Source organism: Gracilimonas sp. (assembly GCF_017641085.1).
Lineage (GTDB): Bacteria > Bacteroidota > Rhodothermia > Balneolales > Balneolaceae > Gracilimonas.
In genome coordinates, this window is sequence record NZ_JAEPPI010000002.1 from 104,619 (window position 1) to 128,481 (window position 23,863).

The 23,863-nt window shown below is 45.7% G+C and carries 19 protein-coding genes and 3 tRNA genes; 8 read left to right on the forward strand and 14 right to left on the reverse strand.

Annotated elements, in window-relative coordinates; genetic code table 11:
- Position 1 precedes the first annotated feature (1 nt).
- Positions 2 to 571, forward strand: coding sequence for a hypoxanthine phosphoribosyltransferase (gene hpt / locus JJ941_RS07390; protein ID WP_290963321.1), 570 nt, complete (start codon positions 2 to 4; stop codon positions 569 to 571).
- A gap of 137 nt (positions 572 to 708) precedes the next feature.
- Positions 709 to 797 (forward strand) — tRNA-Ser (locus tag JJ941_RS07395).
- Positions 798 to 811: 14 nt separating this feature from the next.
- On the opposite strand, the gene JJ941_RS07400 is transcribed toward JJ941_RS07395, so the two are convergent.
- From JJ941_RS07400 to JJ941_RS07420, 5 genes are all read right to left on the reverse strand, one after another.
- Positions 812 to 2,968, reverse strand: a complete 2,157-nt coding sequence (locus tag JJ941_RS07400) for an adenylate/guanylate cyclase domain-containing protein (protein WP_290963324.1) — start codon at positions 2,966 to 2,968, stop codon at positions 812 to 814.
- A gap of 4 nt (positions 2,969 to 2,972) precedes the next feature.
- Positions 2,973 to 5,699 (reverse strand): hypothetical protein, encoded by a 2,727-nt coding sequence (locus JJ941_RS07405; RefSeq protein WP_290963327.1) that lies wholly within the window; start codon positions 5,697 to 5,699, stop codon positions 2,973 to 2,975.
- A 79-nt stretch (positions 5,700 to 5,778) separates the two neighbouring features.
- Complete coding sequence (locus JJ941_RS07410) at positions 5,779 to 6,522, reverse strand: FecR family protein (protein ID WP_290963329.1); 744 nt, start codon at positions 6,520 to 6,522, stop codon at positions 5,779 to 5,781.
- A gap of 8 nt (positions 6,523 to 6,530) precedes the next feature.
- Positions 6,531 to 7,718 (reverse strand): hypothetical protein, encoded by a 1,188-nt coding sequence (locus JJ941_RS07415; protein ID WP_290963332.1) that lies wholly within the window; start codon positions 7,716 to 7,718, stop codon positions 6,531 to 6,533.
- A gap of 167 nt (positions 7,719 to 7,885) precedes the next feature.
- A tRNA-Ala gene (locus tag JJ941_RS07420) sits at positions 7,886 to 7,959 on the reverse strand.
- Between the two features lie 150 nt (positions 7,960 to 8,109).
- On the opposite strand from JJ941_RS07420, the gene JJ941_RS07425 reads away from it, so the two are divergent.
- Positions 8,110 to 9,015, forward strand: coding sequence for an OmpA family protein (locus JJ941_RS07425; RefSeq protein ID WP_290963335.1), 906 nt, complete (start codon positions 8,110 to 8,112; stop codon positions 9,013 to 9,015).
- 402 nt (positions 9,016 to 9,417) lie between these two features.
- Here JJ941_RS07425 and JJ941_RS07430 read toward each other — a convergent pair whose 3' ends face one another.
- Positions 9,418 to 11,859, reverse strand: a complete 2,442-nt coding sequence (locus JJ941_RS07430; RefSeq protein ID WP_290963337.1) for a DUF5686 and carboxypeptidase-like regulatory domain-containing protein — start codon at positions 11,857 to 11,859, stop codon at positions 9,418 to 9,420.
- Between the two features lie 111 nt (positions 11,860 to 11,970).
- Between JJ941_RS07430 and JJ941_RS07435 the strand changes: the two genes are divergently transcribed.
- Positions 11,971 to 12,043, forward strand: a tRNA-Arg gene (locus JJ941_RS07435).
- Between the two features lie 112 nt (positions 12,044 to 12,155).
- On the opposite strand, the gene JJ941_RS07440 is transcribed toward JJ941_RS07435, so the two are convergent.
- From JJ941_RS07440 to JJ941_RS07460, 5 genes are all read right to left on the reverse strand, one after another.
- Complete coding sequence (locus JJ941_RS07440; protein ID WP_290963339.1) at positions 12,156 to 13,853, reverse strand: multicopper oxidase family protein; 1,698 nt, start codon at positions 13,851 to 13,853, stop codon at positions 12,156 to 12,158.
- A complete protein-coding gene (locus JJ941_RS07445) occupies positions 13,853 to 14,422 on the reverse strand; it encodes a hypothetical protein (protein ID WP_290963341.1) in 570 nt (189 codons plus the stop codon). The genes JJ941_RS07440 and JJ941_RS07445 overlap by 1 nt, the downstream gene beginning before the upstream one ends.
- 29 nt (positions 14,423 to 14,451) lie before the next feature.
- Complete coding sequence (locus tag JJ941_RS07450) at positions 14,452 to 15,771, reverse strand: hypothetical protein (RefSeq protein ID WP_290963343.1); 1,320 nt, start codon at positions 15,769 to 15,771, stop codon at positions 14,452 to 14,454.
- A gap of 103 nt (positions 15,772 to 15,874) precedes the next feature.
- On the reverse strand, positions 15,875 to 16,159 hold the full coding sequence (locus JJ941_RS07455) for a hypothetical protein (RefSeq protein WP_255134474.1): 285 nt from the start codon (positions 16,157 to 16,159) through the stop codon (positions 15,875 to 15,877).
- Positions 16,160 to 16,187: 28 nt separating this feature from the next.
- The gene (locus JJ941_RS07460) at positions 16,188 to 17,234 is read right to left on the reverse strand and encodes an ABC transporter ATP-binding protein (RefSeq protein WP_366069246.1); all 1,047 of its coding nucleotides are present in this window, start codon (positions 17,232 to 17,234) and stop codon (positions 16,188 to 16,190) included.
- A gap of 175 nt (positions 17,235 to 17,409) precedes the next feature.
- Between JJ941_RS07460 and JJ941_RS07465 the strand changes: the two genes are divergently transcribed.
- From JJ941_RS07465 to JJ941_RS07480, 4 genes are all read left to right on the forward strand, one after another.
- The gene (locus JJ941_RS07465) at positions 17,410 to 17,901 is read left to right on the forward strand and encodes an SPOR domain-containing protein (RefSeq protein WP_290963347.1); all 492 of its coding nucleotides are present in this window, start codon (positions 17,410 to 17,412) and stop codon (positions 17,899 to 17,901) included.
- Between the two features lie 247 nt (positions 17,902 to 18,148).
- A complete protein-coding gene (locus JJ941_RS07470; protein ID WP_255134471.1) occupies positions 18,149 to 18,496 on the forward strand; it encodes an STAS domain-containing protein in 348 nt (115 codons plus the stop codon).
- A 12-nt stretch (positions 18,497 to 18,508) separates the two neighbouring features.
- Positions 18,509 to 18,931: an ATP-binding protein gene (locus JJ941_RS07475; RefSeq protein ID WP_255134470.1), complete on the forward strand. Its 423-nt coding sequence runs from the start codon at positions 18,509 to 18,511 to the stop codon at positions 18,929 to 18,931.
- 6 nt (positions 18,932 to 18,937) lie between these two features.
- The gene (locus JJ941_RS07480) at positions 18,938 to 20,665 is read left to right on the forward strand and encodes a SpoIIE family protein phosphatase (RefSeq protein ID WP_290963352.1); all 1,728 of its coding nucleotides are present in this window, start codon (positions 18,938 to 18,940) and stop codon (positions 20,663 to 20,665) included.
- Here the strand turns inward: JJ941_RS07480 and JJ941_RS07485 are convergent.
- The 3 genes from JJ941_RS07485 to JJ941_RS07495 all read right to left on the reverse strand — a co-directional run bounded on the left by JJ941_RS07485 (position 20,658) and on the right by JJ941_RS07495 (position 23,765).
- The gene (locus tag JJ941_RS07485) at positions 20,658 to 22,163 is read right to left on the reverse strand and encodes a transporter substrate-binding domain-containing protein (protein ID WP_290963356.1); all 1,506 of its coding nucleotides are present in this window, start codon (positions 22,161 to 22,163) and stop codon (positions 20,658 to 20,660) included. The genes JJ941_RS07480 and JJ941_RS07485 overlap by 8 nt on opposite strands.
- Before the next feature lie 269 nt (positions 22,164 to 22,432).
- On the reverse strand, positions 22,433 to 23,350 hold the full coding sequence (locus JJ941_RS07490) for a DMT family transporter (RefSeq protein WP_290963359.1): 918 nt from the start codon (positions 23,348 to 23,350) through the stop codon (positions 22,433 to 22,435).
- Between the two features lie 7 nt (positions 23,351 to 23,357).
- A complete protein-coding gene (locus tag JJ941_RS07495; protein WP_290963361.1) occupies positions 23,358 to 23,765 on the reverse strand; it encodes a DUF4293 family protein in 408 nt (135 codons plus the stop codon).
- Positions 23,766 to 23,863: the final 98 nt, after the last annotated feature.

Here is a 23,863-nt window from a genome sequence, read left to right on the forward strand (position 1 = left end):
TATGAGTTCTACTTTTTACCAACCGGATACAGTGACTTGTAACGGTGAACAATTCAAAATTTTTATTACCAAAGACCAGATCGATGAACGCCTGAACCAACTTGGCAATCAGCTGGATAAGGACTATGAGGGTAAGAAACCTATTTTTATCGGCATCCTGAACGGGGCTTTTATTTTCCTTGCTGATGTCATGAGACATGTGAGCATCGACTGTGAGGTGGATTTCATGAAGCTCAGCAGCTATGGCGATAAGAAGGTTTCATCCGGACAGGTAACGGAGCTGAAGCACATTGATGCCAAAATCGAAGGGCGGCATGTGATCCTGGTAGAAGACATTGTGGATACCGGTCTTTCCATGAACTATATGGTGAAGCGGATTAAAGAAAACAACCCGGCTTCAGTGGCTGTCTGTACGCTTCTCCACAAAAAGGAAGCCACCCATCACGATGTTCAGCTCGATTATGTGGGCTTCGAGATTCCAAATGCTTTTGTGTTGGGGTATGGACTCGATTATGCACAGGAAGGGAGAAATCTCTCTCAAATTTATGTGTTAGATTCTGACGAGAAGTAGAGTAGTTATCATCGTATTTCAACTTTGAAACAAGGCTTCAAAAGCAAAAAAACCTTTCCCGAAAACACTCAGATTAAAGCTTTATCAGGGTTGCTATTAGTGTGGAAAGGTCGCTATATTTGTTGCCCTTCAAAAACGGAGAGGTGGCTGAGTGGCTGAAAGCGCTCCCCTGCTAAGGGAGTATACCTCTAACGAGGTATCGAGGGTTCGAATCCCTCCCTCTCCGCATTTTTTGCTTGTCTATTTTCTCTTCATAATAAACACGCCGTTCCAGTCATCGCCCGGTGATTCTTCCTTCATCAATTCGCAACGCCGAATAAATATTCCCGACGGATTTCTCTCATAGCGCTCCAGCGTTTGGGACTCTTTGAACTTCTCTATTGCTGCATCCCATTCCTGCTTAAAGTAGTACTCCAATCCTTGTTCATACAACCCTATACAGTCGTGCTGCTCCTGACCGGCATCAGCGCGTAAGCCGGCAATTTCATACACTTTCACCGGCTGGGTTCTTCCTTTCACCACAATGTTATCCAGCAGCCGGAACAGGCAATCATCCCCGTACTCTTCGGCTTCTTTTTTGGTCGATTCCGTTACCATGGTGTACACTCCGTATTGCTTGGCCCCGCTTTCGCAACGGGCAGCAAGGTTTACGTTATCTCCCATCATGGTATAATTAAAGCGCCGGGACGAACCCATATTTCCGGTTACCATCACCCCGGTATTCATGCCAATACGCTGATGCATATTCGCCACTAAATCCGACCATCCCTCTTTCTCCCACTTCTTCCGCAGTTCACTCAATTCTTTTTGCATGAGCTGAGAAGCCACACACGCCTGGTAAGCATGATCTTTCATCGGGACGGGCGAGCCAAAAAAGGCCACAATGGCATCGCCGATATATTTATCGAGCGTACCGCCACGACTGTTCAGGATGTCTGTCATAGTGCTCAGGTACTCATTAATCAGGGTTACCAGCTCTTTGGCTTCCAGCTGCTCGGAGAAGGTGGAAAAGGCTACCACATCACTGAAAAAGGCGGTCATGTGCGTTTCTTCGCCCCCAAGCTGAGGCTCTTCACCCGAGGCAATCATACGGTCAACCAACTCCGGAGAAACATAGGAAGCAAACATCCCTTTAATCCGCCGCTTCTCCTTCTGCTCGATATAATATTCATAACTTACCATACCACCCTGGGTTATAATAACGGCAATCAGCGGACCGGTGATCATCATCAACACATTGTGGCTCATAAATGCCCAGTACGTAATCCCAAAATAACCGGCCGCCAATACCACCGAAGCCGTAATGCCCCAGGAAGCTCCCGCAACCCGGTTCACAGAAGTAATTCCAAGGCACAGAAAAAACATAATTAGCAGCGTGTACCATCCTCGAAACCGCTCGATATAGTTGCCATCTAAAACGGTTTGAATAGCGTTGGCATGAACCTGATATCCCGGCCGCGGATTGTTGCCTTCGTTCGCAAAAGGAGTGGTATAGAAATCTTTCAGCAAGGGCATAGTGGCGCCTACAATCACAATCTTATCTTCGAAAGTACCCTTGGCTAAATGTCCGAAGTCGGGATCATCAAAGGTATTCACCCCACCCAGTTCAGATTCAAATACGGTGGTGTAGCCGGTATCGTCAATCACTTCCTCATAAGAAATTTCCGGGAATGTACTTTCCGGCCCATAATAATTGATGAGAAAAGAGTTCGGCCGGTCTTTCAGAATTTCGTAAGGACCAAATGTAAAGTAATCGCTGCCAGGATTTGGCCCGATGGGGTCAATCTCTTCATAGGGAATTCCATGGTATAACCTCAGTGCTTCAAGTCCCAACCGGTAATAGTCTTCCCCCTGATGCTCCTGCCCAAAGCGGTAAGAACGGATAGCGCCGTCTATGTCCGGATGCACTTTCACCAGCGCTACCCGGTTTGGATTATTGACGCGCAGCACCGGTGTTGGAAACAAGGTGGATATTTCGTCCGAGAACTCAGAAACCGTTCGCTGCAGGTCGCCGGCCAGAATCACATTTCCATGCTTTTTGATAGCCTCCGCAAAGGTGGTATCATTTTTATAGTCGTATAAATCCCGATTATTAAATACCACATCAAAGGCGATCACTTTGGCTCCGGCACGGTTCAGGTTCTCAACAAGCCGGGCATGAAGGTTGGTAGGCCATGGAAATTTCTGGGGGATATCCTCATCGGCTTTCTGACTAATAGCTACCAAAACGATAGGAGAGTCCGACACATCCAGAGGACCGCGCCACTCAAAAAGCTGATCATAATACTTGAGCTCTGTTACCTGAATGGGCCTGATCAGCATGAGCACAAAAGACACAACAAACGCAGCAATGGCAATAAGAGCAACGGAAGTAAGTCTTTTCTTCTTGGGGGCCATTTAGTTAAAAGCTGAATACATATCTGAGCTGTACAATGCGATCGTTTGCCCGGTTTTGGCCGCTTACATTGGTAAGATTGGCATCAAAAACCAAAGCATGATACTCATTGAAATTATAGCGTGCTCCAGCCTGTAAAACAAATGTAGAATAAGTGTTTTTGGTAACCTCATCACTCAGCACAAAATAGTTATCGCGCGGATTGTCGTTGAGGACTTCGGAATTAGGGTCATCCCGAATTTCAATCATTCGTGATGCTGTTTTATTCTGGGTGATGGCCAGCCGGCCGTTCAAAATCAGATTGTCTTCCATCAGCCGGTAGTTACCGGAAGTATAAATTCCGAATATATTTATATCGTTTTGGCCTGTGCCCGCTTCCGTACTGTTGGTGGTGATACCAAACTGTGTTTCCAGTGGCAATTCAGAAAAGCGGGAGTTCAGGCTCAATGAAAATGAGGTACTTAATACATCTCCGTAGGCAAATACTTCGTCCGTGGTTTTGAGGTTCGAAAAGCTTAGAGATACATCATTTCGGGCATTCATCCAGTTAAACTGTTGTGTCACCGATGTATTGATATTGACGGTATAATTTGATCGTGGCGTTGGAGTAACCAGGGTGATCAGTGTATCCTGACCATTAATGGTTCTGGTTTCCTGCCGTATATTTTGCACGGCGGCTTTCACTAAATCATCGGGGAGTAAGAAATTCTGGCGTTCAATGCCATTGTCTCGTGTTCTATACCGTACGCCGGCACTAACCCTCGGCAGTTTACGGTCAACCGGGTACCAGCTTACATTGGTTCGGTAGGTGATGGTATTGGTGGTGGCATCGCGGGTGCCGCTCACGTTATCGTTCAGGTTTTCATATCCCAGCGTCAGGTACAAGCGGTTAGCCAAGAAGTTCATCCGGTCGGTGAGGGTGAACCCAGCCACATCTTTTCGGATGGTAGAATTAGCCAGGGAATTAAAACCGGGACCAATCCATCGGTATTGCGCTCTGAAATTGTTATTGGGGTAGCGGAATGAAAGCTCGCTGTTGCCCGCTAAAATACTGGTTGGAAAAAAAGCATCTCCTGAAATATCCCCGTTTTCATCTTCGGAAATTCTGAAGGGCAGCGTGTTCATGTTTTCATTGACGATGATGAGCCATGACAGCTGTTCCAGTAAATCTGCCATACCCTGATCAACATCAAATCCTAATTCCTCCGCTCGTTCCACAGTAAGCGGACCGTCATAAATATTGTTATTCAGTGCGCTGATCACCGCTTCCGACTCAAACCGAATTCGGTTATTGTTGAAGCCTAATTTTAAATCAGTTCCGGCCACCAGGTTATCGCGAGGTTTGATATTTCCACCACGTACATCCAGCCGATCCGGGTTAGCCAGGAGTGTATCCCTTGCAGGCTGATCGAGATTGCTGTTCAGAAGCACATTTGAGTTAACAAGGTCCATGTAATCCCGCACATTAAATATGGATGTGGTGTCATCATGTGCCTTTAACAGGTGGAACCCAAGCTGAAACTTTTCTTCGTTTCCAATTCCAATTCTTCCCCCCACAACCCTTCGCTGAAACGTTCCTCTTCCACCATCCTGATAGGTCAACAAATAATTACGGTCAACCACAGAATCAGCCCCGATGGTTACCTCTTCAACAACGAGACTGTCGTACTGATTGGTAATTTCCCGATCCAGTTCCCCATATATAAATTGCAGATTCAGTTTATCATTCAGCAAATGCAGTGATGTATTCAGCCCATGAACCCGCCGGCCAGAAATTGTAAACTGACTCAATACCGGATATACATGCCCGGCTTCAAAGTCCCACCAGTCTCCATAGGCTAAATCAATACCATACCGGTTTTGGGGCTGAAGTCGCACCGATTCTTGGGAAGTCAGGTACCCATTCACTGAATACCGGAATTTTCCATACGCTCCTGAAATGCTTGTCCTTCCGGTGTAGGCATTGTTTATGTCACCGGCTATCACCTGGTTTCTGGCCGTCAGCTCAACCTGACCTTGCGGAACACGGCTCGGGCCAAATCCCCTAAAGGAAGCCTGCCCCGGTGCAACCACTGCAAATCTCCAGTCGGTAACTGAATAGCTCTGATCTTCCGTTTTATATTCAAGGGATATGGTATGCGGACCGGGGGATAAATCATCCGGCACATAGGATATATAATATGCGGAGGTGTCGGCTTCTGAGGTCACATCCTGCCCGTCAATCAGCAACTGAAATTCTCCGGGCTCCAGGTCCGACTTCTCATAAAAAAGGGCGATGGCTATTACTACATCATCTCTTGTAACACCATTACCCGGCCGGGGAGAAAGAATCGTATAATCGACCCCTTCCAGCTTTGGCTTTTGCTCCTCCAGGCTTTCAACAACTTCTACCTCAACCGGATTTTCTGATGGCAGGTTGTTGGGATAGTAAAGTTGCTCTCCGGAATTAAGTGTCAGTTCAAAATAGTATTCCAGTGAACTGGCATTGGAATTTCGGACGGTGAATAAGGCCTGAAAAACCCCGTTTCTGTACTCCACTTCCTGCTGCTGATATCCAAAATCACCATCATACCTATAGAATAGATTTGCTCGTTGAAAATCAGCTTCCGAAATCCCGGGAACCCGAAATTCCAGCATATTCTGTACATTTCTTTCAACGGCTACCGGCGCCTGGTGCTGTATGGTGAATTGTGCCCACACGTCCCCTGATACTGTTAAAAACAGCAATAGCATTAGTCCTTTTTTTACTACCCCAATCACTGTATATGTATTTATTAATCTTAAACTATCCGAAACCCACGCACAACTCTATTTAATTATCACTTTCCTCAAACACATCAATTCTTACTTCCCGAAGCTGTCCGTTTTGGTCTCTGAACCTGAGGATGATTTCTTTCTGAACGAGATCGTTCTCCATTTCATCGTACCCTTCTCCCAGGTCACTCAATTCTTCCGATGTCAGCGTGCCCGACTCAACACTGTTTCCCTGCTCATCTACCTGGGCAAACATTTGATCAAACAGCGAAACGGTTTCCCCGGAGTTGAGTGCCATTACATCAACCTGTCCTTCTTCAACCCATACAAAACCATCAAAGCGGCTACCGAAATCAGTTCCCTGAACCGAAGCGAGCGAGCGGCTGGTGGCCACTTCAAAATCATTGCCTCCCTGTGGTTCCACATTTAAGAATATTTCCCCGTTCTTCAAATTAATCCGGGTATTCATGGCCTTCGAAGCAGTGGCTACGGAACCGTTCAAAATCAACAATGAACTGGGTTTCACCTTAGCCACGCTGGCATCCATAAATACGACCAGTGCAAAACCTTCTTCGTTTGTTGTAAGTGAGTCCCCGTCAAAAAGACGTTCACCTTTGTTCTCTTCGAGGTTAAGCTCAATGTACTTATCAACTTCAAGATTTTGAAGTGTAACATCAGGTTTGAACCGTTTTACGATGGCAATTGGCCGTTCCGATTGAGCACGGGCAATTTCCGGCAGTGCAAACCCTGCTACAACAAGCAGTACGATAAAAGCATACAATTTCTTTTTAATGATACTCATGTGATCCCTCAGTTTCCTTCCACGATAATTTCTTCATCTCTTATTTTCTGGAGCAACTCTTCCAGTTTTAATGAGGCAGCAGGACCGGTAAACTCCTGCCCGTCGTACTGTATCGATTCCAGGGTAAATCCCCTGTCTTTCAACCTTTGATACGCATCCTGCCCGATTAATCGCTCAATTGCACGTCGTACTTCTGTGGAAATAGGCGCTGTTGCTGTAGCTTGGCCGGCATCTTTCAGTACAAAACTCCATATTTCTGATGATACTTCCTCGCTGTCTCCACTGGATTGCACCGTGGTTACAACCTGCCAGTAATAGGTTTTGCCTTTCTCCAAAGGCTGCACGCCCGATGAAGGAAACTGATAGGAATTGGCCTGAACGATTACATCCAGGTTTTCGAAGGAAAGCAGTGAGCCGCCATTACCTACGGGAGCCGAACTTTTGGCGCTGGCAAGCAACGACTCGGGACTGTCTTGTCCTCGCTGCTCTACCACCAGCAGCCGGTAAGAAACATTATTTTCTCCTTCCCAGCTGAATTGAGGAAAGGGGTTTGTGATTTCGCTTTCCGTCCCCACCACATCGCCCGGTGTTTTCAGATAAATGTTTCCTTCCTCAAAAGAAGCTCCGGTCATACTGCCCCCGCCAATTTCGGCTATATCCCTGGCCAGGTTCTGTCTTCCTTGTGCATCCGTTACTCTGAACAAAATCAGTTCCAGCGTATATGTATCACGGGGCAGAGTAGTAGAGCCGGATAAATCACTCAGAAAATCTTCACCTTCTGTTGTTAATCCCCCTGTAAAAGAAAATGTTTGGTTAATCCCGGGAATGCGTTCGTTCGCTAAATCATTGTTAGTAAAGTAAACCGACTGAAATGGCTTCAGGGAAAACGGACGGGAGGCATTTTGAGTTACTTCAACGATGTTCCCTATTTTGCCGGCCGACACAATCAGTTCAAAGTACAGATTGTCTATGGTTTCATCGGAGAGATTCTCCATGGTAGCGGATATCAATACCGGCCCATTACCTTCTGTATCAATACCTAAACCGGTAAGGCTGAGTGTTTGAGCATTATCCAAAATTGGACTCGGCTCAACATTTAAGGCGACGTCCTGTGCTGAGGCAAATTTATTGGGAACAACACCTATGAGTGCAAGTACAAAAAGTGCAAGACAAATTTTTAATGATCTCTTGTTCATTTTCATTGTAACTCCCGTTTTTATAAATCATGCTCATTTTAAAGGATAAGCAGCATACAAACAAGCGATCCGGTTAACTCTAATGTTTATGAACCTGCTTATTAAAAACCCTAATATTTTACTGAATTGCATAAAAAAAGCCTTTTCCAAAGCGAAAAAGGCTTATGTGGAGCTACGGGGATTCGAACCCCGGACCTTCGCGCTGCCAGCGCGACGCTCTAGCCAGCTGAGCTATAGCCCCAAACGAATATCAAAGATACCGGTAGTATGAAACTTATGCTAACTTTTTTTAGCTAATTTTTCTTTTGATACACACCCCAGTATCATTATTTTCATTCAAAATAGTGTATATTATAACCCTAATAATTAATTGAATTGGAGAAATCTTAATATGAAGCGAACTATCCATCTTCTCGTTCTCACACTTTTCTTAGTAGGTGGTACCGTAGTACAGTATGGCTGTGGTTCTGACGAACCCGTTGTCCAGGAACCTGTAGACACTGACGGCGACGGAATTACCGATGCCGAAGAAGCAGAATTAGGTACTGATTCTAATTCAGCGGATTCTGATGGCGACGGACTTACTGATGCGGACGAAATCAACACTTACGAAACAGACCCTCTGAACTCTGACACTGACGGCGATGGCCTGAGTGACGGTGACGAAGTTAACTCTTATAACACCGATCCTAACAGTACAGATTCTGATGGCGACGGGCTCAGCGATGGCGATGAAATCAACGAGCACGAAACAGATCCTAACAATGCCGACTCTGACGGTGACGGACTCAATGACTATGATGAAGTAATGACTCATGGCACGAATCCTAACAACGCAGATTCTGACGGCGACGGATTTACCGACATGCAGGAAATCGATATGGGCACCAACCCTACCGACGACAGCGACCCTGTTTACCTGACTGAAGATTCTTTCACTACTATCAACTTCGACTTTGACCGCTCTAATATCCGAGCTGATGCAGCCGAAGCACTGATGGATAATGTTGAAGTTCTTAAAGACGCTCCTGCTTTCCGTGTACGCGTTGACGCTTACACTGACCACGTGGGTGGCGATCAGTATAACTTACGACTCAGCCTTCGTCGAGCAACTTCTGTTGTAGATTTCTACACAGAAAACGGCATTTCTGAAGACCGCATCGAATCTCGTGGTTTAGGTAAAGCACCTGTTGAGTGTACCGAAGCTGAAATGGATGCCAATACACCCGGTTGCGAAAGAAACCGACGTGCAGAATCACATCCTGTAAGTACCCTGAAATACCAGCCGGGAATGTAATCTGAGCTGATTTTCAGACAACAAATTTAAGGCTCGTTGCTTATGCAGCGAGCCTTTTTTATTGGGGTGATTTTGAAAAATTAGCCCCTATCTGGACAACCTTTCAGCACCTACCGGTTCTGAAAGTGTTTCACGGAGGAGATTATATATAGATGACACGCCTAATCTTAATTGACCGTTCTGTTTGATTAATTATAAAAACATATCTGTCATCGCGAGGAGTACAAATGTCAGTGTATGTCGTTATGTATGCCGACGAAGCGATCTCCCCGAATTAATATCCTGAACTAGTCATGGAGATTGCTTCGTCGATTAAACCAATGGAACCTCATCACTTCACGGGCTCCTCGCAATGACGAATTTTTCAACAGACACTTGTTAATACAAAAACCGAATGTAGCCTTAAAAGAATCTGGCTACACTAACGCCCACATAAATTCCCGGGTTGTCAATACGATAGGCAACATCGGCGCGGAAGAGATTAAATATATTACTCAGGGAAAGTCCTGCTTCCATATGCCAGTCGTCGGTAGTAACCGGGGGGAATCCGTAACGGGTATTGAATTCATCCACCTGCTCCTGCTGCACCCACGTTCGTCCGATTCCTCCAAAAGCGATAATGCTAAGCCCGGTTTGAGTGGCTTTTCTCCACCCCAGCATTTCCAGCGGTACGCTCTTAAAGTTGTGCTCGGCATTCAGTGATACATAGCTCGCTCCTTCGTAAGGAATAAATCGCTTGGCCCGGAATGCTCCAAATGGAGTGACAACGCCCAGGGCAACATCAAGAGCTTCATTTTTTTGGATGGGCAGATCTCCGATATAGGTTCCGGCGTTCAATCTCATATCCAGCGTATTCGGAAAGAACCGGCGTTGATAAAAGGTTTCATACCTGCGATACAGATCGATCTTGAACCGGGTATAATCCCAACTACTCCCGATTGCTTTCGCTGACTGTTCTACACTGAGTGAGAAATCGTCAGCACCGATAGCACCCAACGCTTTTCTATCCTCTCCATTACTGAAAGTCAGCCTGACTGCACTCAACGTTCCTTCATCGATATAGCTGTTGGGGCGTTGTATTAAGTTTCTTCCTACAATATCATAACTGCTGCTGAAATTTATGGCTTCGTGATTTTCGTACATATAATTAAAGCGTATGGAACCATTCACTCCGCTTGGGCGATATGCAGCCACGAAATCAATTCCTTCATTCCGGTAATAGTCAAAATAATCAGCGTAGCCGAATAGATTGGGGATGCTGGTCATTAAAGGCATGTACATGTCGGAGTTGTAGCGGGTTTCTGTGGTTGCGCTATAGGCCAGCGACATCGCAAACCTCCGGGTTTTCTTAAGCGGCCACCATCCCATTTTTGCCCCGTACGAGAAAGTACCATCGCCATAGCCGGTACTGTACCCGCCAAAAACTTCTGATGACAGCCGGTTATCTACATATCGCCTTTCATGCTTGATACCGCCGTAAAAAACATCCACACGGTTAAACCTTGCCTGTGGACTAAGATTACGAGTCAGTTTAGCAAAGAAAGAACCATTATTACCGCCTGAGCTACCCGAACTGCCGGCACTTACCGTGGTTGATGAACCATCTGATTCCGTTTCCTCTTCCCAGTCAATAAAGCGGGTAAAGAAACCGGTGGGCTTAAATGCTTTTTCAAGGGTGGCGTTGCTGTCCACTTTTTCATAGGCCATTTCTTCCTGGGTATCCAGCGGGATGATATCAATTTCATTCACAAAAAGAGAATCGCCGGAATTGATGGTGGTGGAATCTACACTGAACCTGTCCATCTCTCTGAAAAGTGAATCCGGAAGATCTAAATTCACCTCGTAATTATTCATCTTCGCCACCTGCTTAAACCCAATGGGTGGAAATCGTAAGCCAACCAGCCCCACTTCAATCAACCCCTCGATACGCACATCAACCGGAAGCCAATAATCTCCGCCAAAATTGCTGAACTGCTGAGAATAGGTAAGGTTGAAGTCCTGCACCGGCGGCGGAAACACAACCACGGAGTTCGGCCTTAAATCTACTTCAAGCAAAGCGTACTCTTCCCCCAATACAAAAATCGTCCCTTCAAAAAGAGGCTGCAGCTTACGATCAGAAGTCACCGACAGCTCATATACAACTTGTCCATCCAGCGACTGAATATCTTCCAGTTGGAATTCATAATACTTCAGCGCATCCGGGTGGGTGACGCCCACCATGTCGAAACCGGCTATATCCAGATTATCATCATAAAAGTTGGGAAGGTAGCTGACCCCGGCAAAGTTATCAGTGGCGTCAATGTTGGCCGTTTGCCGCTTGGATTTGAGCACCTCTCGGGAGCCACGCTCCTTATCCCAGTACGCCACGGATATACTCTCCGAAATGGAAACAATAGATGTGTCGTTTTTAACCTGCTGGCGGGTGTAAGCTTCAGCCTTGTAGGTTTCAAGACTGGCCCTCCAGATTTTCTTTCTGCGGATGACCTCTCTCATGATGGCAATAGCTGGATCTTCGCCGGTTACCACAATTTCCCCCATGGTTGCCACGGATGGCTTAAGCAGAAAGTCAACCGGACCGGAATCCTGGGTCACCACTTTCTCCTGGCTTTCGAAACCGATAAACCGGGCAACCAGCGTTATCGGAAATTCCCGGACTATGATGCTGAATTCTCCCTCCCGGTTCGAAATGGTTCCCCGATAAGTATCCTTCACAATGATGTGTGCAGCCGGAAGCGGATCACCGGTTTCCACATCCACTATTTTACCTGTAATTTGTGATTGTGCCTCACTCTCAACGCTGCCTGCCAGTACCAGAAAAAGAAAAAGAACGGAAATCTTCTGCATCCCTTTCGAATTTTATTTTAGTGTAAACTATCGGTAAACTTCTACTTGTCTGAAGCTGATTAGTTACGTTTAGGTACGTATATTTTCAGGAATGATTGTTCAAACCAAACCGACCCTGTAGTTCAATTGGATAGAATAGGGACCTCCTAAGTCCTAGATCTGGGTTCGATTCCCGGCGGGGTCACTTGAACATTGAATAATGAACATTCAACATTGAATGTTCAAGTGAAGGCTATTTTGCGGTTTTCATCCTTTTAATACTCCTGGGTAATTACCAAACCGGTTTGCCCCGTCTATTAGGGAGTTTCCCCAACCTCAAAACCCAGCATCATACCGGCATCCAGGTGTTCACCAATGTGGCAGTGCATCATCCACTTTCCGGGATTCGACATTTCAACCAGTAAGTCCACCGTTGAGCCGACAGGTATAATTGAGGTGTCTTTCCAGACCATATTGGGGTTTTCCACGCCGTCCATGCTCAACACCAGGTGGCGCTGACCGTGAATGTGAAAGGGGTGATTCATGGGATGAAAAGTATCCGGATTATTAAAAATGCGAAGCTTGATGACATCCCCTTTCTTGAAATCCCAGTAGATATCCATGTTCTTTTTGCCGGTTGCAGGATCACGTAAAATCCATTCCACCTGCTTTCCGGTCGAAAGCCAGTTCATCATCGGCATGGTGTCATTCCATTCTACATGGGGCACGTAGGCGGTGTCCAACTGCATAGACTGCATGATGGGAATGGGCAAGTTCTTAACGGCTACCGTAAGCTCCAGCTCTTTGTCCACCGGCTTGTCAAAGTAAGGCTCAAACCCGGCGATGTCTTTTTTCACATCTTCATTTACACGTAAGGTGTTGAACGCTTCGGTAAAAGACTCGTCTGCTTTTTTCTTAGAAACCGTCACCATCCCAAGGGTATCTTTATGAGGATAAAATTCTCCCCGAAAATGATTGATGGCCTGTATGGAATTCAGAATCGGGTAAGTTCCCGGTTCCTCATACAACACCTCCACAATGTAGCGCTCGGCCACGGCAATGGGCACGTTCTCGGTGTACACTTCCTCCTCAAACTTACTGACGTCAGAACCGACTACTTTAACTTTTGCCCCTTCAAATACCATATTAAAGGTTCGGGTGTTGGCCACATTGGTGATGTAAAACCGTAGCACTTCATTTCTGTCAATATTCAGCTTGTAATCTGTTTTCCCGTTCACCAGCATCACATTTCCAAACCGTCCCATCAGAGCGTGAGTGGGACTCGACTTCCCCCAGGGAATCATCCCCTGATCATCAATCAGGATATCGTCCAGGATCAGCATTTCTTCCCGGTTCACCGGATTGTAATAATCTTCCTCGGGCGGAGCCACCAGCATATTTCCATACAGCCCGAGATCCTGCTGAATATATTCCAGCACATGAGGATGATACCAGTACACACCTGCATCCCTGAAAAACAACTCGTAAGTGAAAGACTCACCAATCATCACAGGATCTTGTGAAAACATGGTTCCGTCAAACCGGTAATCGTGCCTTAACCCGTGCCAGTGAACCGTAGTCGGAAATTCAATCTGGTTATTGAATTCTACCACCACGGTACTGTTCTGAGGTGCTTTCAACAGCGGCCCCGGATATTGGCCGTTGTAGCCATACATCACGTAATCTTTTCCTTCTAAATTCCGGCGGACAATAGAAGCCTGTAAGGCAACGGTATCTCCATCGGCCAGCTCCAGAATTTCCTGGGGTTTTGCGAAGGGAATATCTTCTTTGGTAAGCCCCAGCCCGGCGATAAACGGTTCAACTGGTGGCAGCTCATTATGCATTCCGGGCAGCATGGGCATTTCCATGTTCATGGGAGGCATGCGCCATACGGCTTTGGAAGTATCCATGGAATGACCTGCCATATTATGATGCTCGTGCTGTGCTTGTATTGAAAAGGAAAGCCCTGCAAACAGCATGAGCAGGAAAGAAATCTTAGGGTACAACTTCTGCATTAATAATATCCGTATTTAGCACAGGGTTCCTGGGCAAATGGGCCGTGGCCGGCCATGGTGTGCATAAGCCCGCTCCGGGATAGTCCGCGAAAGGCAATAGGCCCCGACCACGTAGAAGAATTGCTTTTCGAAACACCTTCTTCCAATGTGATCACCACTATGTATTTATTCCAATCCACCGTGCCGCTTGTTTCCAGGTTTTTATCCAGAGCCCCCAGCAGCTTTACTTTATCTAATGATGGGGTCGTCACCCAGGCCACAAAGGTTCCTTTTTGGGGTTTGTTCACTTTGTTCAGTTTTATATCCAGCCGGTGTTGGTAGGAACCGTCTTTAGTGATGGAAATACCAAATGGATTGGGATTGAACTTCATGACGGCCTTACCCTTGGCCAAACCTGTACCGGGTACATTCTTGGTGGTTACCAGGTCGATGGTGTAATATTCAGAACCACGCTCTGCACATACCAAAGGTGGGTAAATATCCCACGCATCGGTTCCGGCTTTAAGCTCTGTACTTAAAGCCGAACCAACAAACAGTAAGGCAATAATGAGATATCTCTTTCTGATCATAACCGATCTAATGCTTTTACTTTGAGAAATTAGTTCTCTGTAGGACCTTCATCCCAGTTTTGAGCACTGGAGATATTCGGGAGCCCCCAGCCGCGGCCGTTCCAGCCCTGGAAGTCGTCCAAGCGGAATGCCCAGAATCCGGTTCCCATATCACTAACTACGATAAGGCCGTCTTCATTGCGCACATCTACTCCAAAAGCTCCGTTACAGGTATTATCTCCACACATTCCGGACTGATGCTTTCCAAGAAAGGTATCATAATAGGCAACGGTTTTTGGCTCATCCGGGCTGAATAAATCCACAACCAGTAAGCCATCCTCATAACCGGACACGAATAGATACGGCCACCTCACTTCGTGATTGTGCACCAGGTTTTCATAGTCAAAATTCCAGGAACTTATGGGATCGCTGATGTTCTGAACGTCACCATCAAGAGCAGGTTTCAAATCAAAAATTCGTAGCGGGGCATGCATGTATTCTGTTTCCCCAACAATATAACGGCCATCCGGTGATGGAGTAACCGTGTGTCCCCAAACAACTCCGCTCACGCCGGTCACTGAAGCCAGCAAGCTGACCGAATCCATCTCAGTCACATCAAACACAAAATAACCGCCGGCTCCACCGCCATAAAAGCGATCTTGCTGGCTATCGGGATGATATCCCACGTAAAAATCATGATACCCTAAAGAAGCACCGGCCATGCGAGCGGGAGTGTCCGGGTTAGGAATGGTTCCGGCAAGGATATCTTCTTTCCCTTCAACAAATTTCCCAAGGTCATATACATAGGCATCATCTCCAGAGGTGGTGGCAAACAGCAGGGGCCGGCCATCAGAATGCTTGTACATAAATATATTGTGGAAGCCACCCGGGTGTTCTGCATTGCGAACATAACCCACGGTTTTCACTTTGCTCACATCCGGTAATCCGGTTACATCAACGACAACGGCACCGGCATCGGTATTTGGTCCGCCCTGAAAAAACTGCAGCGACTGTACCACATAGTAGCGGTTTTTATGTTTGAAGTATTTGGGATCCATTCCGCCCAGCCCAACATGCAGCTCTTCATTTGGCATTCGCCAGCGGTAAATTACCTCAGCTTTTTCAGGATTTGATAAGTCAATGATGTCGAAGCCTTTCTCGGCCTGCATCCTTCCCACATAAGCATATGGGCGGCTTAATTCCTGTTCAATTACAATATCCGTAACACTTAAAGGAGCTCCCAGTGGCACATGAGAAAGCACCTCAAGATTATCACTCCGCTTTGGCAGCTCATCGTTTACCTGGGCCAAGGCTGTAAACCCGCTCACGTTTAAAAAAAGAATCACCGCATAAATAAATGGCTTATACATATATCCCGATTTTAGCATTAATAAGAAGCTGCTAATTACGAAATACCTGCGGCAAATGGAAGGGGCTTCACAAATCTTATCAATTATGATAAGAGTGAAAACGTCAGATCGCTTTTTCCTTGCCCCTCATTATAGCGCCGAGAATAGCGGTGAATAATGCGGCCCCGATGATAGACCAAATAACGGGGAAGGGACTTCCGCTGATTTCAATAGTCCAAAGTTCAGGCAGGCCCAGTTCGCTGGCAATCCACTTGCCAATGATGGCACCAATAAAACCAACCCCGGCTGAGATCAGGCAGCCTCCAAAACTATATCCGCTGATGCTTTGCCCAATGCCTCCACAAATAGCGGCGATCAGCAGTAACAATAGAAATCCAAAAAATGACATAATACTTCAGTTAGATTTTAATTTCGGTTCAGGCTTTCTGTTCTAATACTACAGCCGGCTCCAGAGGTTTCACGATTACATGCTCGTCCACATCAAACAGAAGCCGGTTATCGGTATGTACAATGTACTTATCTCCCTTAAAAAGTACGTGGTAGGTAATATCGTGCCCGCGAAACTCCCGCCCAACAATGATGCCGCTTTCATTTCCATTTTCTTTGCACCGCTCAATGGTCAGGTGCTCCGGCCTGATAGAACATAAAATCAGGCCTTCGGCTTCTTTGTTTATTTTAACCGGACCCAGCCGGGTTTCTACATTATCAGATCCGTCAGCATGAGCTCGGAATAAGTTCGTTCGGCCTAAAAACTGGGCTACAAATTGTGTTTTGGGATGATAGTACACCTCTTCCGGAGTCCCGATTTGCTCAATCTGCCCGTTATTCATTACTGCGATCCGGTCGGCAAAAGAAAGGGCTTCCTCCTGATCATGAGTTACAAGAATTGCACTCATCCCGGATTTCTTGAGAATAGCACGAACTTCTTTTCGGGTGGTGTCGCGGAGCATGGCATCGAGTCCTGAAAAAGGCTCATCCATTAGCACGAGCCGCGGCTTGGGGGCGATAGCCCGGGCCAGCGCTACCCGCTGCTGCTGCCCGCCGGAAAGCTCATCAGGCATACGGTGTTTGTACTTTTCCATACCCGTTCGGCAAAGCACTTCTTCAGCTAAAACCGGGCGCTTCTTTTTCTCTACTTCCCGAAGGCCAAAAGCCACATTCTCGAGCGCGTTCATGTGTGGGAAAAGTGCGTAATCCTGAAACACAAAACCTATCTCTCTTTTCTGTGGAGAAAGACGTTTCCGGGTACTTTCAACCAGCTCATTTTCGATGTGTACTTCGCCGGCTTCGCACTGTTCAAAACCTGCGATTAGGCGCAGAGTTGTAGTCTTCCCGCATCCGCTGGGGCCTAACAGTGCGAATATTTCATTCTTACTAACTTCAAAACTGACATCGTTTACAACGGGCCCGCTTTGGTCGAATGACTTCGTTAATCCGGATATTTTTAACAGAGAGTTTTTCATGTAGTTGCTGAACCAAAATATATTCATTTAGATTCAGTCTATATAAGATACGGACTAATCTGATACTTCTGAAAGTTTTGCCCCGTGAATATTTGTGAAACAGGTTGGGATAATGTAAGTTTAATTCGTTTCGGGAATACCATTTACAGATAATTATCAACTAACTACTATTCTTATGAAAAAAGTAAGCATCTACACATTGTTGTTGGCAGTGGCTTTGGTGAGTTTCCAGGCGTGCGGACCAAGCGAAGAAGAACGAAGAGCTAAAGAACAAGCACGACTTGACTCTCTCAGACAAGTTCAGGAACAAAGAATCGCTGAGATGATGCAGGCCCGGGAAGACAGTATTGCACAGGCCAAGCAACAACAGGAAATGGTGGAAGAGCAACAGGGTCCTCAGTTTGCTGAAGACGGAACGTATGTAGTTCAGGTTGGAGCTTTCCGGTCGGAAGAAGAGGCAAACGAATATAAAAACACCTTAACCGATCGTGATTATCCTCATGTATATACGGTTAAAATAGGGAAGGAAGAAACCGGTGATGTTTGGTTCCGGCTGCGGGTTGGCTTCTTTGCTGAGAAAGCCGAAGCTGAAGAATTTGGAGCTGAGCTGGGTAGTGAATTGAATACCGGCTACTGGGTTTCTAAAGTTCAGAGATCAGGAAGCTAATACTATTTTAAGCTTAAATAATTTATAGTTGTATCTCTCCCAAGCATTTGCTTAATTACAGATGCGCTCAAGTAGCGTCTCTCTTGATGAATAGTCAGCCCCGCACATTAGATAAATGTGCGGGGCTATTTTTTTGCATCTTTTTTATTCCAACTTCGTAACCTTCCACTCCGAAAAACTTTCCTAATTCTACGGTTTACGTTATTATGCAGCTTCAACATCATTCACCAACCTCAATAAAAGTGGAATGAAAAATTTCAGTATTGCTACACGCCAACATGATCACGTAAGTATACTGGATATCAGTGGAGAGCTTGATGCGCATACTGCTTCTCAGCTTGAGAACGCACTAAAATCGTTAATTGATGAAGAAAGCTATGCTATCATCGTCAACTGCTCCGGTCTGGATTATATAGCCAGTGCCGGTTTAGGTGTTTTTATGGCTTACATCGAAGATGTGAGAAGTTTAGGCGGCGACATCAAACTGACAAATATGAACGACCGCGTTTATAACGTATTCGATCTGTTGGGCTTTCCAACTTTGTATGATATCCTGGAAGATGAAAAAGAAGCCTTAGAAAGCTTTGACAATTAAATAACCAAGAGAGTGGCTGGAAATAATAACATACAAACCCTTTCTGTTGAAGCTTCTACAGAGCATCTCGCCAAAGTGCGGGATTTTGTTGCTGCCCACGCCGAAAATATCGGGCTCAGCCAAAAAGATATTTCAGAAATAAGGCTGGCAGTGGATGAAGCCTACACCAATATCATTAAACACGCCTATAAAAACTCCCCCACTGAAAAAGTGAATATAGAAATTGGCTCAAACGCCAACCAGCTATGGATTTCATTGATGGATGAAGGGAATAGTTTTGACCCCAGCACTTACAGCGAACCCGACCTTATGCAACGCATCAAAGAAAAGAAACGCGGCGGCATGGGCGTTTACCTGATCCGTAAGCTCATGGATCAGGTACAGTATAACCGCAAAGGACATACCAACGAAATACGTATGGTCAAAAACCTTTGACGCATCGTGGATATAAAAACTTCTCTTTCGAATACTGAAGAACGCCAAAGCCGATTTGAGCTTCGTACCCTGCTGGAAACCAGCCGGATGCTCATCGAGTCGCAGGAACCGGATTTTGTACTGAACAATCTTCTGCTGATTACCATGGGGAAGCTGCTGGTGCCCAAGGGAATGATTCTCATCAATAAAGGCTCGAATCATTTTTACCTGGTAAGCAAGATTAAGGGAAAGAGTGATCTTGATGAGGATGATTCAGTTCAGCTTGAATTTCCTGAGGCCGAGCTGGATCGTACGGTACTTAAAGCGGAAGAATTTCCTGAGATTTCAAAAAAACTGGGGCTGGCTGAAGGCAGCATCTTTTTTAACCTGAGAACCACCAATCATCACCTTGGTTTTTTATGCCTGGGGCCAAAGGGAAATAAACAGCCGCTTACAGCTAGTGAACTGGAGTTCATCGAAAGCCTGACTATCATTTCTTCGGTGGCTATTGCCAACTCACGAATGTTCCAGGAGCTTCGACTGATAAACCGGAAGCTTGATCGCAAAGTACACGATCTGAACACCCTTCTGGAGCTCAGTAAAGATTTCAATATGATGGTGGACCGGGATGAAATTGCCCGAACGTTCAAGTTTGCCATGCTGGGGCAAATGTTGATCCGAACGTTCTTTTTTGTACTGGATGTTGACGGAGAAAAATCTATTGTAGCCAGCAGCGGGTTAAAGGAACAGCCTACTGATAAAGAACTGAATACACTTTTTGAACTCGAAGATGTTTTCTATTGTGATGAAGAACATGACTGTCCCTTTTTGGAGAAAAATGGCATCAAACTGCTAATCGCGCTCCGCTTTCAAAATGAAAAAATTGGTGTTGTAGGGGTTGGAGCTCCCGCCAATAAAGAGCCTTATGGTAAAGAGCAGGTCAACTTTTTACAGTCGCTGGGAAACCTGGCTTTGCTTACCATCCAAAAGACATTATTGCTCGAAGAGCAGATAGAAAAGCAGCGAATGGAAGAGGAGCTCAACCTTGCCAAAACCATTCAGCAAGGGCTGCTTCCATCCCCAATTCCAACCATCGAAGGTTTTGATTTAGAGGCTACTAACATTTCCTCCCGTCAGGTGGGTGGCGACTATTTCGATGTGCTTGAAACTCCCGACAACGGGCATATACTCGCCATTGCCGATGTTACCGGAAAGGGAGTGCCGGCTTCGTTGTTGATGGCCAACCTGCAATCGATGTTACATGCCTTAGCCCCGATTGACATAACCCTGTCGGAGGCTACCGGAAGCATTAATGATATCATTCATAAAAATACACCGGCTGACAAATTCATCACTTTCTTCTGGGGAAAAATATCGGCCGACGGCAAGCAATTTGATTATGTGAACGCGGGCCATAACAACCCAATGCTATTCAAAAAAGGCAGCAAAGAACCGGTTGAACTTGATGCGGGTGGCGTGATTTTAGGCGCCATGCCTTCCATGATGCCTTATGATTCAGCCTCCATTAACCTGGAAACCGGCGATACGTTGATTTTTTATACCGATGGCGTTACCGAAGCGATGAACCCAGAACAAACCGAAGAGTACGAGGAAGAAAGGCTTGTTCAATGCATTCAATCCCATCTTGAAAAATCATCAAGCGAAATAATGAATGCTGTTATCGATGACATTATGGACTTTTCGGATGGCATTCAGTACGATGACATCACCCTACTGGTGCTGAAGGTTAATTAAAGGTTTTTAAACCCAGCACTCCGGTTCCCGTTGCGGTCTTCTCTCTGTTATGCGCTAATATAGTCTGATACGTGCTGTACCGGTTCATAATTTCATTTACATACCGGACCGTCTCAATACCCCTGCAAAAACCGTAGCGTGCATGCTGGTAGTATTTACGCTGCATCAGCTTTAATAAAGACTCCGACACATCCTCCCATTCATTGGGGTTTTTATTGTGATCGATAGTGAGCCGGCGGGCATCAGCAAGGTGGCCGGAACCGGCATTGTATGCAGCCAGGGCAAACGACCATTTATTGGTAGAGTCCATATAGGCGTAATGGTCAAGATGAGAAGCCAGAATTTTAGCACCCTCACGAATATTCACTTCCGGGATATACAATGAGTCAGATGAGATTTCTGAGAACCTTGGTAACACCTGCATAATCCCTACGGCTCCTGCCCAACTCACCGAGCTTGGATTAAATTTCGATTCCTGCGCAGCTATAGCGGTAAGCATCACCCAGTCGACATCCATTTCATCGGCTACCTCACGAATCATATTATCATAGGGAGAAATAGTGCCGTATTGCTCTCCCTGATAAGTAGGGCTGTAGTAATCAGCTATTTGGTTGCCCGACTCAAAGTATTTTTTCCGTAATACATTCAGAAATGCAGAGCGTTTGGGAACCCCATCCTCATCAAAACGAAAATGCTTGTACAGAAAACGGTTTAGCTGATACTCAAGATCGGGAGCATTTTTGCGGACTGCCCAGGCAATGGTATCACTTTCGGCAATTAGTGGTCCTTTTATAAGTCCATTCATGTATTTATCGGCTGCATCAAAAATATTGTCGTCAGCAACGGTAGCTTCATACGTGCCATCGGCTACCTGAAATAATACCGACTCGGTGTCCATATCTTCAGGGATAATGTTGATGTTCACCGGGAAGCCTTCATCTTTTAGCTCTTTTAAGCGAACGTAGTATGAACTATTCCGGCGAACACTGATGGGAATTCCCTCCATATCCGAAATACTTTCCGGTTTAAAACCCAGGTCATCCGAAACTACAATAAGCTGATCAACCATGTTGTACGGACGGGTAAACTCTACCACCTGCTTTCTTTCGGGGGTGATGGTGTAATTGGCCGCTATAATATCACCGCGACCGCTATTGAGCAGGTCATAGGGACTTTCATCAGGGCCGGTAATCACAACCTCAAGGGCAAGGTCATTTTCTTTTGTGAAGGCTTTCAGCAGCTCGTATTCAAAACCAACCTGAACTCCTTTATACAGAAAATAGGAGCCCGAACTGTAGCTGGTAATCATACGGAGTACGCCGTTCCTTTTAATCTCTGCAAAGTCTCTTTCAACGGGTTCACTTACAGAAACAGGGAGGGTTTCGCTGTTCTCGCGTGTGTCTGAAGATTGCGAACAGCTTAAGAAAAGCATAGCTCCACAGCCGGTGAGGAGCAAATACTTAGACACTCCAATAATGTTGTCTCTTTCAAATAGCATTAAGTGATGTTGGTTTCATTATTGTTTGAAATCAATTCTATAATGAAGTCACAATTCCATCTGCCGGAAGTAATGATACACCTATTTAAGCTGAATTCCTGAATTCTTAGTAATGTTTAATCTAATTCAGCATTTCTAACGTTGAAATAACCGAAAAGGTTCGCGAAATGCCTTTTACCCCTGATTTGTATTGACTTACCGATATTCTCTATATCAAATTCCTATACACTAACCCTTTTTATTGGATAAATTGAGTCGAAATACCCGGGTTATTCATCGATCTCTCTCTTATGCTTCGGCTTCTTTTTCCAGGTAAGCACAACCCCTACTAAGGTCACAAAAATGGCCACAAAGGAAAGAATCGCCGGAAGTTCTCCGAGGATAAAAAACGCAAGCACGGTCGCAAACACGGGTTCAGTCAGAATTAAGGTGGAAAGTAATGTGGGTGAAACGAATTTAACGGCGTAGTTTAGAGAACCGTGGCCCATCAGCTGCGGACCTATGGCCAATCCCAGCCCTACCCAAATCACCACCGGGGAAATGTGCTGGGGCATTCCTTCCACAATCAGCAAAATAGTAACACAGGTTGCTGCCGCATAGCCATAAACCGGGAATACATACCCGAGCCAGGATCGGTTTTGCCGGATTTTTCTCCCGATCAGAAAATAAACGGCAAAGATAGCTGCTGCTCCGAAAGCCATCGCATTTCCAAGCAAGGGGTTGGCAAAGGTTGACTCCGTATTGTAATCAGAGATTCCTAAAAGGACGGATCCGGCAAAAGCGATAAACACTCCAATCCATACGGTGGGAGCAAACTCCATTTTGTACAACACCCGTTCGGCTACAATCAACATAATGGGGTGAATGGTAACCAGCACCGAAGCTGAAGCCACCGAGGTGTAATAAAGTGAACTGATCCAAAGTATGAAGTGAAGCCCTAAGGCAATCCCGGCAAAGGCCATCCATTTGGTTTCATTACCCACCGGCTTTACATCGTATTTGTCGCTCTTTTTTTGATAGATATAAAAAGGCAGCAGCATCAGAAAAGCGCCTACCGTACGTATGGCCACTAACAAAAGGGCCGAATGTTCGGTAGCAAACTTCACTAAAATGGGGGCAAAGCCAAAGGTGGTGAGCCCAACTATAAGGATCAGATAAACTTTAGCTTTTGAATAATCCTGACTCAAAATACTCCTATCGGATTCGATCCATTGAACGGACTAATTCCTCATCTTTTTTTATAAAACGAAGTGCTAAAATCTGAAACAGGAGTCCTGCAATTACAAGCCCGGTTCCAAGCGCTTCATCCCAAAGGTAGGTTCCGATTCCTCCCAGTGAAAATAAAACACCCACACAAAACCCAAGACCGATTACCTGAAACAGCGCAGCTCTTTTCACCCAAGCTATCTGATTTTTCCGGTTATTATAGAGGAAGATGGAAAAGACGTTTATGATTAAAGCCACTAACAACGAACTTGCCAGGCCAATGCCAATCCAGAGCTGAGGATCGTTCATGGCTTTCTCGTAAATGGGGGTAAAGTAAACCGAAAGATTAAGTATGGATGCCAGTGCCAGAAATACCGTTTGTAGTCGTTGTATCACAGAATGTTGTTTTTAATTTTTCTTATAAGATAAAAGTTTTCGTAAACAAAAAAGCCCGTCTTCCTTTTAAAAAGATGACGGGCTTTAACTATTCTTTA